Genomic DNA, 16,080 nt, shown 5'->3' with positions numbered 1-16,080 from the left:
TTCCCGGGGCAATACGTTGAGGAAATGGGGGGCAATGACTCATCATGAATTCCATCTCCGCGCACCCGCGGCGGGACATCGCCACGCTGTTTGAAGCACACGCACGCGCCACACCCGAGGCCGTGGCACTGCACTTCGAAGGCGGTGTGCTCCGCTATGACACGCTCAACCAGCGCGCGAACCGGCTGGCGCGGCGGCTCCAGGCGCTCGGCGTGGGGCCCGACCAGCCCGTGGGCATCCTCGCTGACCGCACACCGGAGACGGTGGTGGGAGTGCTGGGCATCCTGAAGGCAGGGGGCGCCTATCTCCCCCTGGACCCGGGCCATCCCCAGGAGCGGCTCGCCGCGATGATGCAGGACTCCGGGATGCGGGTCCTCGTCGGACGGCGCGAGGCCGCCCAGGGGCTGCGCTTCCAGGGGCACGTCGTCGAGCCTCCCGCTCCGGATGAACCCCTGGAGGAACAGGATGCCGTGGACGTGAAGGGCGGCGCGGGGCCGGACTCACTGGCGTATGTGCTCTACACGTCCGGCTCCACGGGGAGGCCCAAGGGGGTGTGCATCCCGCACCGGGGCGTGGCGCGGCTGGTGCTGGACGCGGGCTTCATGGGCTTCCGGCGCGAGGACCGCGTGCTCCAGGCCGCGTCGTATGCCTTCGATGCCTCGACGCTGGAGGTCTGGGGCGCGCTGCTGAACGGCGCGACGCTGTGTCTGGTTTCACGGGAGACGCTGCTGTCGCCTCCGCTCCTCGCGGCGACGCTCCAGCGGGATGCCATCTCCGCCGCCGTGCTGAGCACGTCGCTGTTCCATCAACTGGCCGCGGCCATCCCGGACGCGTTCGGCGGGCTCCGCGTCCTCATGGTGGGCGGTGACGTGCTGGACCCCAAGTGGGTGGCGCGAGTCATGGCGCACGGAAGGCCCCAGCGGCTGCTCAACAGCTATGGGCCCACGGAGTGCACCACCTCCGCGACGGCGTACGAGCTCCTCGTGCCTCCGGCGCCGGGCGTGGCCATCCCCATCGGCAGGCCGCTCGCGGGGCTCCAACTGCATGTCCTGGACGACGCGGGGAAGGCGCTGTCCGTGGGCGAAGTGGGGGAGCTGTACCTGGGCGGCGAGGGGCTCGCGCGGGGCTACCTGAACCGGCCCGCCCTCACCGGCGAGCGGTTCCCGCCGGATCCGTTCAGCGGCGTGCCCGGGGCGCGGATGTACCGGACCGGAGACCGGGCGCGGTGGCTCCAGGACGGCAACCTGGAGTTCCTGGGGCGGGTGGACCACCAGGTGAAGATCCGCGGCGCGCGGGTCGAGCTGGCGGAGATCGAGAGCGTCCTGCGCACCCACCCGCGGGTCGGTGACGCCGTGGTCCGCGTGCACGAGGTCTCCCCGGGCGACAAGCGGCTCGTCGCGTATGTCTCACCGCGCGGGGTGGAGGACGCGGAGCTGCGCGCGTACCTGGGGGCGAAGCTGCCGGACTTCATGCTCCCGCATGCGCTCGTGGCGCTGGACGCCATGCCGCTCAACTCCAGCGGCAAGGTGGACACCTCGCGGCTTCCGGCGCCGCGCTTCGGCTCGGGGGAGGGTGATGCACCGCGCACGCTGCTGGAGCAGGAGATCACTCGCGTCTGGTCGGAGGTCCTGGGGACGCAGCAGGCCGGCACACAGGATCGCTTCATGGAGTCGGGCGGGGACTCGCTGCTCGCGATCCGCTTCATCGAGCGGCTGGAGCAGGCGGTGTCGGTCCGCCTCCCGGTGCGGACACTCTTCGACAGCCCGAGCATCGCGGAGCTGGCGCGGTGGGTGGAGTCGGCACGGGGCGCGGGCCGGAGCATCGACGTGCCCCCCATCGTCCCGGTGGACCGGACGCGGCCCCTGCCCCTGTCCGACTCCCAGCGGCAACTGTGGCTCCTGGAGCAACTGGCGCCCCGGAGCGCCGTCTACAACGAGCCCTTCACGCTGTACCTGCCCGGTGACCTCCAGCCTGACGCGCTGGAGCGGGCGTTCCGTTCACTCATCGCCCGGCATGAGGTGCTGCGGACGACCTTCGGCTCCACGCCGGACGGTCCGTTCCAGCGCGTGCATCCGGACATGCCGTTCCACCTGCGGCGCGTGGACCTGCACGCCGTCCCTGGGAGCCTGCGCAGCGCGAAGGCGTCGCAGTTGGCCACCCAGGAGGCGCGTGAGCCCTTCGACCTGGAGCACGGGCCGCTGCTGCGTGCGACGTGGATGCGCTTGAGCGCGACGGAGAGCCGCCTCGCCCTGGTGATGCACCACCTCATCGTGGATGGCTTCACGATGGCGGCGTTCCTCCAGGAGCTGCACCGGTTCTATCTGGCGGACGCACCTGCGCCGCCGCCCCTGCCGCTCCAGTACGGCGACGCCGCCGTCTGGCAGCAGGGGGCCCGCTACCGGGAGGCCATCGCACCGCACCTGGAGTGGTGGAAGCAGGCGCTCGCGGGGGCTCCGCACCTGGAGCTGCCCACGCAGCATCCCCGCCCGCAGGTCCCGAGCTTCCGCGGGGGCAAGCACGTCGTGCGAATCCCCGGGGACCTCCTGGAGTCCGTGAAGGCGCTGGGGCGCGGCGAGGACGCCTCGCTCTTCATGACGCTGCTGTCCGTGTTCGGCGCGTTGCTGCACCGCTACTCCGGAGCGGACGACCTCATCGTCGGAGGTGCCTTCTCCGGGCGGAGCCGCGAGGAGGCGCGGGCCATCTCCGGACACTTCGTGAACCTGCTGCCGCTGCGGCTGCGCTTCTCCGAGGGGCTGACCGTCCGGGGACTGCTGGAGCAGGGCCGCCGCGTCTGCCTGGAGGCGCTCGAACATCAGGACGCGCCATTCCCGCGCATCGTGGAGGCGGTGAACCCGGCGCGCATCCCCGGCGCCAACCCGCTGTTCCAGGTGAGCTGCACGCTGGAGCCGCGCATCGCGGTGCCGGCGTCCGACTGGCGGGTGGAGCCCCACGACATCGACACGGGGACGTCGAAGCTCGACCTCTCCATCGAACTGGACGAGCGGCCCGACGGCATGTCCGTGCGGTGGGAGTACGCGCTGGACCTCTTCGAGCCGTGGATGGTCCACCAGATGGGCCAGCACTTCGTGACGCTGCTGCGCGAGGCCTCGCACGACGCGGAGCAGGTGGTCTCGGCGTTGCCGATGCTCTCGGAGGCGGAGCAGTCACAGGTGCTCGCCTGGGCCCATGGACCCGTGCGGGACGAGTCGCACGCGGCCTGTCTGCACCAGCCGTTCGAGGCCCGGGTGGAGCGCACGCCGGACGCGCCGGCCCTCGTCTTCCAGGGGCGGTCCTTGAGCTACCGGGCGCTGGACGCGGCGGCGAACCGGCTGGCCCATCACCTCATCTCCCAGGGCATCCGGCCTGGAGACTTCGTGGGCGTCTGTGTCCAGCGCTCCTTCGAGCTGATCATCGCGCTGCTGGGGACGCTGAAGGCGGGCGCGGCCTACGTGCCGTTGGACCCCGCCTATCCCAGGGCGCGGCTGGAGTTCACGGCGCGGGACGCGGGGCTGAGGCTCATCCTCGCGCGGGAGGCGACGCTCGCGCTCATGGACGGCGCGGGCGTCCCGGTGGTCGCGCTGGAGCAGGTGCGCGGCGGCCCGGAGGACACGCCCCGGGTCCACGTCACCGGGGAGGACCTCGCGTATGTCATCTACACCTCGGGCTCCACGGGACAGCCCAAGGGCGTGTGCATCAGCCACCGGAGCGCGGTGCACCTGACGGAGACCGTGGCCTCGGACTTCGGCTTCGCACCGGGCCAGCGCGTGGCGCAGTGCGCGCGCTACGGCTTCGACTTCTCCGTCGCGGAGATCTTCCCGACGCTCTCCTCCGGCGCCACGCTGTACCTCATGGCCCAGGAGGACCTGGCCGCCGGTGAGGAGCTGGCGAACTTCCTGGAGACCCGGCGCATCCACACCGCGATGTGCACTCCGTCAGCGCTGGCCTCCATGGCGTGGCGGGCGCTTCCGGACCTGAAGGTGCTGGTGATTGGAGGCGAGGAGCTCCCCGCGCGGCTCGTGGACACGTGGGCCCCGGGCCGCCGGTTCATCCAGGTCTACGGGCCCACCGAGGCCACGGTCTTCACGACGGCCGGGGAGTGCGTGGCCGGCAGGGGCCCGTACTCCATCGGGACGCCCCTGCCGGGTTACGAGGTCTACCTGCTGGATGAGACCCTGACGCCGGTCCCCGTGGGCGTGCGCGGCGCGCTCTACATCGGGGGCAAGGGGCTGGCGCACGGCTACCTGCACCGCCCCGAGCTGGACGCGGAGCGCTTCATCCCCCATCCCTTCAGCGCGGAGCCGGGAGCGCGCCTCTACAAGAGCGGAGACCTCGCGAGCCGTCGCCCGGACGGGGGCATCGACTTCCACGGGCGGTCCGACCGCCAGCTCAAGCTGCGCGGCTTCCGCATCGAGTTGGGGGAAATCGAAGCCGCGTTGCGCAAGCACCCCGACGTCCGGGACGCCGTGGTCGAACCCCGGCTGCTCGCGGGAGAGCGGCACCTGGTGGGCTACGTCATCCCCCGGGACGCCACCGTGACGCCTTCGTTCAAGGAGGCGCTGGGCGAAACGCTTCCCCCGCACATGGTCCCCCGGGAGTGGGTGCTGCTGGAGGCGTTCCCGCTGGGACCCACGGGGAAGCTCGACCGTAACGCGCTGCCGTTGCCTTCCGCCAACGCCCGGGCTGCTCCCGAAGCTCCCGCGTCCACGGAGCGTGAGAAGGCACTGGAGCGCATCTGGTGCCGGATCCTCGGCGTGGAGCGCGTCGGCAGGCAGCAGGGGTTCTTCGACGCGGGCGGGAACTCGCTGCTGCTCGCGCGGGTCCAGTCCGCGCTGGCCTCGGAGCTGGGCCTCCGCGTGAGCATGGCCACGCTGTTCCAGTTCCCGACCCTCGAATCCCTCGCGCGGCACCTGGACGCGGACCCCACCGTGTCTGCGGTGACGCCGGAGCCCCCGCGGAGCCCCGTGCGCTCCTCGGAGCCCATCGCCATCATCGGCACGGCGGGGCGGTTCCCGGGGGCTCCCAGCGTCGAGGCGCTGTGGACGCTGCTGGTGGAGGGCCGTGAGGGCTTGTCCCGCTTCAGCCGGGAGACGCTGCTCGCCGCGGGCGAGGACCCCCAGCTTTTGGAAGACCCCGCCTACGTCCGGGCCTCCGGGCTGCTGGAGGACGTCGAGTCCTTCGACGCCGCCTTCTTCGGCTACAGCCCCCTGGACGCGCGGCTGATGGATCCGCAGCTCCGCGTGTTCCTGGAGTGCGCGTGGGAGGCGCTCGAAGCGGCGGGCTACGACCCGAAGCGGCTGCCCGGCAAGGCGGGGCTGTTCGCGGGCTCGGGAGTGCCGCGCTACTGGCTGGACCAGGTGCTGCCGCGCTTCCGCTCTCTCTCCGTGGCCTCGGACGCATACCGGTCCATCCTGGGCAACCCGTGGCAGTTCCTCGCCACCGCGACGGCGTATCAACTGGGCCTGCGCGGGCCCGCGCTCACGGTGCAGACCGCCTGCTCCACGTCCCTGGTGGCCGTGCACCTGGCCTGCCAGAGCCTGCGGGCCGGCGAGTCCGACGTGGCCCTGGCGGGCGGCATCTCCCTCTTCGCGTCCGGTCCGTCCGGCTACCTCCACGAGGCCGGCGGCATCACCTCTCCGGATGGACACTGCCGTCCCTTCGACGCGAAGGGGCAGGGGACGGTGCCCTCCAGCGGCGTGGGCATCGTGGTGCTCAAGCGTTTGGAGGATGCGCTGCGGGATGGAGATGCCATCCATGCCGTCATCCGGGGCTCGGCCATCAACAACGACGGAGACGCCAAGGTCGGCTTCACCGCCCCGAGCGTGGAGGGCCAGCGCGACGTCATCACGCGAGCCCACGCCGACGCGGGCGTGGCCGCTCGCGACATCACCTACGTCGAGGCGCACGGCACGGCGACGCCGCTGGGCGACCCGCTGGAGGTCCAGGCGCTGCGGCTCGCCTTCGGAGCGCGGGAGGCGTCGGAGCCCGTGGTGGTCCTGGGCGCGCTCAAGAGCAACGTGGGGCACCTGGACTCGGCGGCGGGGGTGGCGGGGTTGATCAAGACGACGCTGGCCCTGGAGCACCGCTTCCTCCCGGGCACCGTCCACTTCGAGCAGCCCCACCCCGAAGCCGGCCTGGAGCGCTCCCCGTTCGTCGTGAGCCGCGAAGGGCGGCCGTGGTCCCTGCCCGAGGGGTTCCCTCGGCTCGCGGGCGTCAGCGCGTTTGGCATTGGCGGAACGAACGCGCACGTCGTCCTCGAGGAGGCACGCCCCCAGCCCCCTGTCGCCGCGAGCCCGGCGGCGGAGGTGCTGGTGCTCTCGGCGCGGAGCGGTGAGGCGCTGGGCGCGGCCTCACGGCGGCTCGCGGATCATCTGGAGCGGCACCCCGGGCAACCCCTGGCGGACGTCGCGTACACGTTGCAGGAAGGGCGGACGGCGTTCGGATACCGGCGCGCCATCGCGTGCGAGACCCCCGCGGAGGCCATCGCCATGCTCCGGCGGGACGAGCCCGTGCAGCCCGCTTCGTCCCCGCTGCCGGAGGTGTGCTTCCTGTTCCCGGGGACGGGCACGCAGGAGGTGGGCATGGGCGCGGCGTGGTACCGGCGCGCCCCGGCGTATCGCGAAGCCTTCGACGCATGCGCCGCGCTCTTCGGCCCGGAGCTGGAGCGGGGCCTGCGCGCCGCGCTGCTCACCGGCGAGCGCGGAGCACCGGAGGAGGAGGCGCTGCGGTTGCCCTCGCTGGGCATGGCCGCCATCTTCACGACGGAGTACGCGCTGTCGCGGCTGCTGGGCGCCTGGGGACTCCACCCGACGAGCCTCCTGGGGCACAGCCTGGGCGAATACACCGCCGCGTGCCTCTCCGGCGTCCTGTCGCTGGAGCAGGCCGTGTCGCTGGTCGCGCTGCGCGGCCGTCTCTGCGACGCACTGCCGCCTTCCGGCATGCTGGCCGTGCCGCTGTCGGAGGCCGTGCTCACGCAGGAGCTGCCGCCCGGGCTGTCCCTGGCCGCGGTCAACGGGCCCGGGCAGTGCGTGGTGTCCGGGGCGCTGGAGGCGGTGGAGGACTTCGCGGCGCGGCTGCGGGAGCGGGGCGTGAGGACGAAGCGCCTGCCGAACGCGAGCGGGTTCCACTCCGCGCTCGTGGAGCCCGCGATGCAGCCGCTCACGGACCTGGCCCGGTCGATGCGCCCGAAGTCTCCGGCCATTCCCCTCATCTCCAACGTCACGGGCACGTGGCTGACCGCGGACGACGCGCACGACCGCACGTACTGGGCCCGCCACCTGCGGCACACGGTCCGGTTCTCCCAGGGGCTGGAGCTGCTGCTGGAGGACCGCGAGCGGTTGTTCGTGGAGGTGGGACCGGGACAGACGCTCTCCGCGTTGACGCTGCTGAACCCCCGGGCGGGGCGGGAGCGGCTCGTGCTGCACACGCTCGGCCGGCATCCGTCCCCGGCGCGCGATGAACAGGCCCTGCTCCAGACCGTGGGACAGCTCTGGTCCGCGGGCTTCCCCGTGGACTGGGGCGAGGTGCGTGGAAGCGGGCCGCGCAGGCGCGTGGTGCTGCCGACCTATCCCTTCGAGCGCAAGCGGTACACCCTGGCGGAGAAGGCGCCACGACCGCCGAGGCCTGAGGTCACGAGCGCACCCCGGCCGCTCAGCCGTGAGGAGGTCCGTGCCTCCATGGAGGCCCTCTGGAAGGAGCTGCTCGGCGTGGACACGCTGACGCCGGACAGCCACTTCTTCGAGCTGGGCGGCACGTCGCTCCTGGTCGTGCAGCTCAACCGTGAGGTCAAGTCGCGGCTGTCGGTCAGCCTGTCGCTGCACTCGGTGCTGGAGCACCCGACGCTGGGCGCGTGGGTGCGCGCGGTCCAGGACGAGCTGGAGCGGACGGGGAGGCCGTTCCGCGAGGAGTCGCGGCTCCGGATGGTGCTCCAGGAGGGACGGCGCGGGCGGGCGCCGCTCTTCCTGGTGCAGCCCATCGGAGGCACCGTCTACACGTACCTGCCGCTGGCGAAGCAGTTGGGCGCGGACACGCCGGTCCACGCGTTCCGCGCGTCGGGGCTGGAGCCTGGAGAGGTGCTCTACCGCGACGTGCCGGCGATGGCCCGCGCGTACGTGGACGAGCTGCTGGCGTTCCAGCCCCAGGGCCCCTACTGGCTGGGCGGCCACTCCTCGGGCGGCGTCATCGCCTACGAGATGGCGGCCGAGCTGTTGAAGCGGGGCCACTCCGTGGCGGGCGTCATCCAGATCGACACGGTGACGGTGGAGGACTCGCGCAGGTTGAACGTCCGGAGCGTGGGAGACGTGCTCCGGCTCATGGACGCGTTCCAGGAGATTTCCCCGCGCGCGGCGGACGGGCTGCGGGCGGCCATGGAGCTCGACACGCGGCTGCGCGACGTGGTGCTCGCCACCAACGAGGCCATCGCCGCCTACGCGCCGGGACGTCACGCGGTGCCGCTCATGTACCTGCGGGCCACGGAGCGGGACCCGGTGCTGGACTCGCACGCGGCGGGCTGGTGGAAGGCGCTGACGACCGCCGCGTTCCAGGCTCACGACGTGCGCGGCAACCACTTCACCGTCATGGAGGAGCCCCATGTGGCGGAGGTGGCGCGACTCATCCGTGAGCAACTGACAGCGGGAAGGGGAGGGGAGCGCGATGACCTCGACGCGGGATGAGTGGAAGACGGAGCTCTCACGGCGCTTCACCGCGTTCGTGGACGCCTACGAGCGCGGGAGCCTGGAGGCCCTGTCCCAGCTCTTCTGGCACGACGAGGACATCGTGGTCGTGGGCACGCACTCCAACCTCCACTTCATCGGCTGGAATCACGTGGAGCACTCCTTCCGCACCCAGTTCGGCAGCCTGCGCGACATCCGCGTGACGCTGCGCTCGGAGCAGCTCTGGCACGGGGGCGCCGCGCCCTCCACGCTGGCCTGTCTCACCGTGCCCGCGATGGACATCGCCCTGGTCTCGGGCGGCAGGCCCGTCACCTTCGAGGGCATCCGCGTGGCCTGCGCCTTCGAGCGCCGGGGCACCGAGTGGCGGATGGTCCAGATGCACTGGTCGCTTCCGCGCACGGAGGTGCTGGTGGAGCACAAATACCGCTGATCACCCCGGAGGCAGCGGCGAGCGCCGGGGCGTGCCCAGCAGCTCCAGCGTGCGCAGCGCCACGTCCGCCAGCGTGGACGCGCACGGCATGCAGCCTCCGCCGCAGCAGGGCGGCCACTCCCCCTCCGGGTCCCTCAAGAGCGGATACACGCAGGCCCGCAGGGACGGCGGGAGTCCCGCGTCGTCACACGCCTGACGCAGCGCTGCCTGCACGGTGGCATCCTTCACGTCCATCACTTCCGCTTCCTAACCGACACGCGGAGGGAAGGCAGCCCATGCGCACGGCATCGTTCCTCCGTCAGGCCCTCGCGGTGCTCCTGGCGGGCCTCACCTGGGGATGCACCAGGACCGCCCTCACCCGGCCCGCGGACGACCCCACGCTGCGCCTCATGGACACCTTGCGTGCGCACGCACGGACGCACGCTCCCGCGTGCGCTCCATCCGTGTCTTTGCTGCGGCCCGGAGGCGGCATCGACCTGGAGCGCCTCCGCGCCGCCGGCCACCCGGTCATCGTCTGGACCGTGAACGACCTGCCCACGATGCAGGCCCTGCTCCGGCGCGGCGTGGACGGCATCATCAGCGACCGGCCGGACCTCCTGATGCAGGCGGTGCGCGACTTCGACGCCAACGGCGACGGCATCCCCGGGGACCTGCTGGACGCGGACGGGCTCATCGACCCGAAGCGCTTCGATGCGCAGGGCCACCGGGGCGCGCGAAACCTGCGGCCGGAGAACACGCTGCCCGCCTTCGAGGCCGCGCTCGACCACCGGATGACCACGCTGGAGCTGGACACCGTCCTCACCGCCGACGGCGTCCCCGTGCTCTCCCACGACCCGGACCTGTCCCCCACGAAGTGCCGTCACGCGGATGGCAGCCCGCTGTCCGCCCCCGTCCCCATCGCGACCCTCACCGTCGCCCGGCTCCAGGCCACCTTCGTCTGCGACCGGCTGCTCCAGGACCGCCCCGAACAGACGAACGACCGCGCCCGCTCCCCGGAGGCCGTCGCCTTCGCCGCCCGCGCGGGGCTCCCGGACCCGTACACCGTCCCCACCCTGCGCCAGATGTTCGCCTTCGCGGCGGAGCAGGCGGACGCCGCCCATGAAGCCCGCGACCCGCTCCGCGCCCGGAACGCCCGCCGCGTCCGCTTCAACGTGGAACTCAAACGGACGTCTCCGAAGACAGCCATCGCCGAGGCCCACGGCGACGCGGTCGCCCGGGTCATCCAGGAAGCAGCACTCGCCCCGAGGGTGGACGTGCAGTCCTTCGACCTGCGCGCCGTGCGCTCCATGCAGGACAGACACCCCCGGCTCCGCGCTGTTCTCCTCCTGGAAACGCGCCCCACCGCCGCCGACGTGAAGGCGGCCGAGTAGCCAGACGGTCCACTCCCCGGCCGTGAAATCAAGGATTTAGTCAGGCGACGAAATCATCTTGCGCAAAATCGTTAGGGGCCTTACTAGACGCCCGTCTTGACCCCTTCCCGCCCCAAGAACGCCACGCCGATGAAGCTCGTGCCCCGGTACGAGCGGCTGAAGCAGTTGGCCCAGCGCTTCCCCGCGCTCGACCCCAGCGCCATCGAGACGTGTCTGACGATGCTGCGGCTCTCCAACGATTTGACCGGCGCCTACGAGGCGCACTTCGCGCGGCACGGCGTGTCCCACGGGCGCTTCGTCGTGCTGGTGCAGTTGTTCGCGGCGGAGGACGCGGGGCAGACGCTGCGCCCCGCGGAGCTCGCGGAGCTGGCGAGCTGCAGCCGCGCGACCATCACCGGCCTGTTGGACACGCTGGAGAAGGACGGCTTCATCTCCCGCACGGATCACCCCGAGGACCGGCGCATGTACTCCGTGCAGCTCACCTCGAAGGGCCGCGAGTTCATCCTGGGCATGATGCCCGACCACTACCGCCGCATCGCCGCGCTCATGGCTCCCTTGAGCCTGGATGAGCGGGACACGCTTCGCGCGCTGCTCGCCAAGGTGTCCTCCGGCATCCCCGCCCTGCGGGACCCCTGAGCCTCTTCCCACACCCCATCTTCAACGCCGTCCCGAGCAACAACCATGACGACCCGCACCGCCCCTTCGCTGGAAGCCGCTCCCACCCCCGAAGCCCCCGCCGTCGCGAAGCCCGCGAAGCGCTCGCGCGCCAAGCAGGTGCTGCCCATCCTCGTGGGCGTGGCGGTGCTGGGCGGGGGCACGCGCTTCCTCCTCACCCACGGCCACGAGTCCACCGACGACGCCCAGGTGGAGGGCCGCATCGCCAACGTGTCCCCGCGCGTGGCCGGACAGGTGGCCCGCGTGCTGGTGCGGGACAACCAGACGGTGAAGGCCGGTGACGTGGTGGTGGAGCTGGACCACGCGGACCTGGACGCGCGCCTGGAGGTCGCTCGCGCGGACGTGATGAGCGCGGAGGCCCAGCTCTCCAACGCCCAGGCCCAGCTCACCCTCACGGAGGCCAACGCGGGCGCCAACCTGCGGCAGGCCCGCGCCGGCGTCACCCAGGCCTCCAGCGGCATCAGCTCCTCCAAGGCCGCGTTGGACCAGGCCCGCGCGGACGTGACCGCGTCCGAGGCGCGCTTCAAGCTGGCGGAGACGGACCTGGGCCGCATCAAGCAACTGCGCGAGCAGGGCGCCGTGGCCCAGGCGGACCTGGACGCCCGTCAGGCCGCGTATGATCAGGCCCGCGCCGCGCTGGACCAGTCGCGCGCGCGGCTGACCTCCACGGAGGCCGGCATCCAGAGCTCCTCCGGTGGCCTGGAGGCCGCGCAGGGCAAGCTCAGCGCCGCGGAGACGGCGCCCGTGCAGGTGCAGGCCGCGCAGGCCGCGCTGAAGCTGGCGGAGGCCCGGCTCAAGCAGACCCGCGCCGCGCTGACGCTCTCGGAGCTGGCCGTGTCCTACGCGCAGGTGCGCGCCCCGGTGGACGGCGTGGTCAGCCGCCGCACCGTGGAGGTGGGGCAGATGGTGGGCCCGGAGCGCCCGCTGATGGCCATCGTCCCGCAGAACGACATCTGGGTCGTGGCCAACTTCAAGGAGGACCAGGTCGGTGAGATGCGCCCGGGCCAGCCGGTGGAGCTGGAGGTGGACGCCTTCGGCAGCCACGCGTTCAAGGGCCACGTGGACAGCCTCGCGGGCGCCAGCGGCGCGCGCTTCGCCCTGCTGCCGCCGGACAACGCGTCCGGCAACTTCGTGAAGGTCGTGCAGCGCATCCCCGTGCTCATCCGCTTCGACGGCGACCGCAAGGACCTGCCCATCAAGCCGGGCATGAGCGTCTACGTCACCGTGGACACCCGCGCGAAGCCGGAGCCCCAGAAGTCGGCGGCGGCGGATACGCGGAAGGCGGAGTAACCCACCGTGGACGCACGCCGCGACGTCATCCAAGGTTCCAAGGCGGGCATCACCATCGCGGCCATGGCCGCGGCGCTGATGTCCGTGCTGGACATCTCCATCGTCAACGTGGCCCTGAGCGACATCCGCGCGAGCTTCGGCACGCCGTTGGATCAGATCGCCTGGGTGTCCACCGGCTACATGATGGCCAACGTGGTGGTCATCCCGATGACGGGCTGGCTGCAGCGCCGCTTCGGCTACCGGAGGTACTTCACCTTCTCCATCCTCCTGTTCACGGTGGCCAGCGTGCTGTGCGGCCTGTCGTGGAACCTGCCCTCGCTGGTGGCCTTCCGCATCCTCCAGGGCATGGGCGGCGGCGCCATCATCCCCACGTCCCAGGCCATCCTCTTCGCCCGCTACCCGCGCGAGGAGCACGGCATGGCGGGCGCGCTCTTCGGCCTGGGCGCCGTGACGGGCCCGCTGCTGGGGCCCACCGTGGGCGGGCTCCTCATTGAAGCGGCGAGCTGGCACTGGATCTTCCTCATCAACGTGCCGGTGGGCCTCTTCGCCGCGTACATGGCGTGGCGCTCCATCGAGCAGCCCCACTTCGAGCCGTCCACGGAGAAGGTGGACCGCAACGGCATCGCGCTGCTCGCCGTGGGCATGGCGTGCCTCCAGTACGTGCTGGAGGAGGGGCACCGAGAGGACTGGTTCGACAGCCGGCTCATCACCCTGCTGGCGGTCATCGCCGGCATCGCGCTCATCACCTTCGTCGTCCACGAGCTGGAGACCCCCAGCCCCGTGGTGGACCTGCGCGTGTTCGCCAACCGCTCCTACTCCGCGGCCACGGGGGTGAACTTCCTGGTGGGCACGGCGCTGTTCTCCGGCTCGTTCCTCTTCAGCCTCTTCTGCGGCTCGGTGATGCGCTACGAGGCGTTGGACATCGGGCTCATCTTCCTCAAGGGCAGCGCCATCCAGGTGCTGCTGATGCCGCTCATCGGCAAGTTCGGCGGCAAGGTGGACGGCCGGCTCCTCATCGGCTTCGGCGTCCTGGGCGTGAGCCTGTCCTTGTGGACCAACGGCCACCTGACCACGCGCGTGGATGAAATCACCCTCATCACGCCGGTGTTCATCCGCGCCTGCTCGCTGGGCTTCATCTTCGTGCCGCTGTCGGTGATGGCGCTCAGCAACCTGCGCCCGGAGCAGCGAGGCAACGCGGCGGGCCTCTTCAACCTCACCCGCGAGCTGGGCGGCTCCATCGGCACCGCGTGGATGAGCAGCGCGCTCAGCCGCTCCACCCAGGCCAACGTCACCGCCATCACCTCGCACGTGGACGTCTACGGGCAGGTGGCCCAGGAGCAGGTCGCCTCCATGACGGGCGCCATGGCCTCCCGGGGCGTGCTCAACCCCACGGGCGCCGCCTACGGCCTCTTGAGTCAGCGCATCAGCGCGCAGGCGCTGGTGCGGGCCTTCAACGCCAACTTCCTCATCCTCGCCGCGCTGTTCGTCTGCGCCCTCATCCTGGTGGCCATGCTCCAGAAGGCGGACCCCAACGTGAAGGTGGAAGGCGCGCACTGATCGGGAAGACGAATAACCCCTTGAGCTTTCCGGGGAGGCTCAACATCCGAGTTCCCCCGCCCCCGCTTACTTCCTCCACCGCTGGCGGCCCCCCTCATTCGTCAGAGCCGGCAGTCATCAGTGGAGGGCGAGTGCGCCTTGGTCGCCGCCGGTTCGTCCCACGGCCATAATGCGCTGGAGAAACGGCATGCGCTGAGAGGGGTCGTCTACGTTGATGATCTCGTGGGCAGCCCCCTTGAGCACGTCTTGGGCTTCCGCAAGGGCTCCTTCATAGCCACCCGTCAGGACGTAGACGATGAAGGTCGGCTTCCGCAGAGTGTTCGCCATCTCGAACAGAGAGCGAAAGGCCAGAAAGGACTCACTGAGTCCTTTGAGGTCGTCGGTCAGCTTTGCTCGCGTCCCGACGATGGGTTCCATGAGCAACAGCTCAGAGGCCCCTGGCACGTAGTGCGCGATGGGGTGCTTGACCTGAGGCAATCCCTGCTTGGGTGACTGGACAGGAAGGTTCTCTGCGTGGAACTTCCTGCGAACAAACTGCGAAACGTGCCACTGCTCGAAGAAGCGATACCCCATGGACTCCCGCCGTTGCCGGTAAGCGGCGTCCTTGGTGTCCTGTTCCCTCAACCCCTTCTGTGGGAGGACGAAGGACTCCACCCATGCAACTGGATTGTCCACACCGTCAGGAATGCGACGCGGCTCCGATAGGCCCGCCAGAGAACTCACTTCTCCGGACCGAACGTCGAGTTCACTGCATCCCGACAGGGCGTCGAGTACCAACTGCATGGTCACCCATGCCGACCTGCTCCCTATGCAGGCAGGCCCAGGAAGTGCCGGCGCGCGCACCAACTCCACTCGGCCGCCCGACTCAACGAGCGCCCCAACGGTCACTTTCGTCCCCGCGAAGGGGTCCGGCATGTACTGAACGAGTCGGAACCGGGCGGTCATGGGAAGCCTTCGAGAACCTTCAGGTACTCCTCAACGAGATCGACGGCGCTTTCCATTCGGCGGGAAAGTGCTTCTAACAGTAAGGGGGCAGTCCCCTCGGAGACAATCTCGCAGGCCTCGGTAACGTAGCGCTCTAACGTCGAGGTTCTCGCCAGTTTGGCCGCCTGCTTTGCCGCAGCGAAGGCCCCAACCCGCATCAACTCCAGTGGTAAGGCCCTGGCACTATTGGGCTTTTTCGGAACCCCCAGGTCAAGCGCGATGAAGTCCTGCGGGTGCCCCACCAGGGCATTCCCTACATCGATCGACCATGCGATGAGGTTCTCCTCTCCCTGTTCTGGGACGAGCAGGATGTTCTTAGCGTGGCGGTCTGCGTTGTAGAGCAACGCGTCGAGCGCCAGCATCGCTCCAAACTCGTCGATGTTCTGGACGAAGTGAGCATAGTTCCGCTGCCAGTGGAGTGCGTTGGGGACGTAGGAACTCAGCCAGGATAGCTCGTCTCCGGAACCACAAATCGCCCCTACGGGGGCCCTGACACCGATGTCTCGGCCGATGAGCCACCCGAGGCTCTCGGCGAGAATGGGCTGCCAGCCCGTGTAGAGCATCTTCTTGCGTACCCACTTGCGGCCGCTTCCATCGACGGCGAACACCGCCTCGCTAGAGTGGTCGACCTCGACGGCCCGAGCATCGACCACGGCACTGACGCGCTCAATGGCGTTCCCGAAGAGGTGGCCGCCCCCACCTGTGCCGGAGGGCGTCACGAGCCAATCTCCCCTCTGCAACGCAGTTCTCTGCTGGGCGCCGCGTCGTCCCACCTACCCCGGTTCAAGGCCCATAGGGGCTGGTCCCATTTATGGGACACACATGACCACGGTCCGAACGGACCTGGACCAAGGTCCCGACTGATGCCAGCCGAGCGTGCCCGCGAAGGCTTCCTCACACTGCGGGCCTACTCCGGGGTTAGTGGCGGGGCAAGAACTTGTTCGAACCTCTCGGTCGGTAGCCATTGCTCTGACTCGCCCTATTCAATCGCTGCAACCTTCCCAGGGATAGCACCAAGGGATGGGTCTTAGTACCACCTGATCAGATTCGTGAGGGGCCGCGCGGCAGGTTCGAGTCGTCGACGAGCCTGCGGCAGAGGGGGCAG

The 16,080-nt window shown here is 70.4% G+C and carries 9 protein-coding genes; 6 read left to right on the top strand and 3 right to left on the bottom strand.

Annotated features, from left to right (window positions below):
• Positions 1–44: 44 nt before the first annotated feature.
• Positions 45–8,669 carry a non-ribosomal peptide synthetase/type I polyketide synthase gene (locus tag K8556_RS32380; protein ID WP_223743974.1) on the top strand — a complete coding sequence of 2,875 codons (8,625 nt, stop codon included), beginning with the start codon at positions 45–47 and terminating at the stop codon, positions 8,667–8,669.
• A complete protein-coding gene (locus K8556_RS32375; protein WP_223743973.1) occupies positions 8,650–9,099 on the top strand; it encodes a nuclear transport factor 2 family protein in 450 nt (149 codons plus the stop codon). The genes K8556_RS32380 and K8556_RS32375 overlap by 20 nt, the downstream gene beginning before the upstream one ends.
• Here K8556_RS32375 and K8556_RS32370 read toward each other — a convergent pair whose 3' ends face one another.
• Positions 9,100–9,336 carry a hypothetical protein gene (locus K8556_RS32370; RefSeq protein ID WP_223743972.1) on the bottom strand — a complete coding sequence of 79 codons (237 nt, stop codon included), beginning with the start codon at positions 9,334–9,336 and terminating at the stop codon, positions 9,100–9,102.
• Positions 9,337–9,374: 38 nt separating this feature from the next.
• Here K8556_RS32370 and K8556_RS32365 point away from each other — a divergent pair, with 38 nt between their 5' ends.
• From K8556_RS32365 to K8556_RS32350, 4 genes are all read left to right on the top strand, one after another.
• Positions 9,375–10,469, top strand: coding sequence for a glycerophosphodiester phosphodiesterase family protein (locus tag K8556_RS32365; protein ID WP_223743971.1), 1,095 nt, complete (start codon positions 9,375–9,377; stop codon positions 10,467–10,469).
• A gap of 129 nt (positions 10,470–10,598) precedes the next feature.
• Positions 10,599–11,105 carry a MarR family winged helix-turn-helix transcriptional regulator gene (locus K8556_RS32360; RefSeq protein WP_223744039.1) on the top strand — a complete coding sequence of 169 codons (507 nt, stop codon included), beginning with the start codon at positions 10,599–10,601 and terminating at the stop codon, positions 11,103–11,105.
• 45 nt (positions 11,106–11,150) lie between these two features.
• The gene (locus tag K8556_RS32355; RefSeq protein WP_223743970.1) at positions 11,151–12,434 is read left to right on the top strand and encodes an HlyD family secretion protein; all 1,284 of its coding nucleotides are present in this window, start codon (positions 11,151–11,153) and stop codon (positions 12,432–12,434) included.
• A 6-nt stretch (positions 12,435–12,440) separates the two neighbouring features.
• Entirely contained in the window at positions 12,441–13,991 is a 1,551-nt protein-coding gene (locus K8556_RS32350; RefSeq protein WP_223743969.1) for a DHA2 family efflux MFS transporter permease subunit, read from the top strand.
• Between the two features lie 117 nt (positions 13,992–14,108).
• On the opposite strand, the gene K8556_RS32345 is transcribed toward K8556_RS32350, so the two are convergent.
• Together K8556_RS32345 and K8556_RS32340 are read right to left on the bottom strand one after the other, a co-directional pair.
• Positions 14,109–14,936, bottom strand: a complete 828-nt coding sequence (locus K8556_RS32345; protein WP_223743968.1) for a hypothetical protein — start codon at positions 14,934–14,936, stop codon at positions 14,109–14,111.
• Positions 14,933–15,694, bottom strand: coding sequence for a phosphatidylinositol 4-kinase (locus K8556_RS32340; protein ID WP_223743967.1), 762 nt, complete (start codon positions 15,692–15,694; stop codon positions 14,933–14,935). The genes K8556_RS32345 and K8556_RS32340 overlap by 4 nt, the downstream gene beginning before the upstream one ends.
• Positions 15,695–16,080: the final 386 nt, after the last annotated feature.

The organism is Corallococcus sp. AS-1-12, assembly GCF_020036995.1.
GTDB lineage: Bacteria > Myxococcota > Myxococcia > Myxococcales > Myxococcaceae > Corallococcus.
This window is presented reverse-complemented; position numbering and strand designations above follow the sequence as displayed.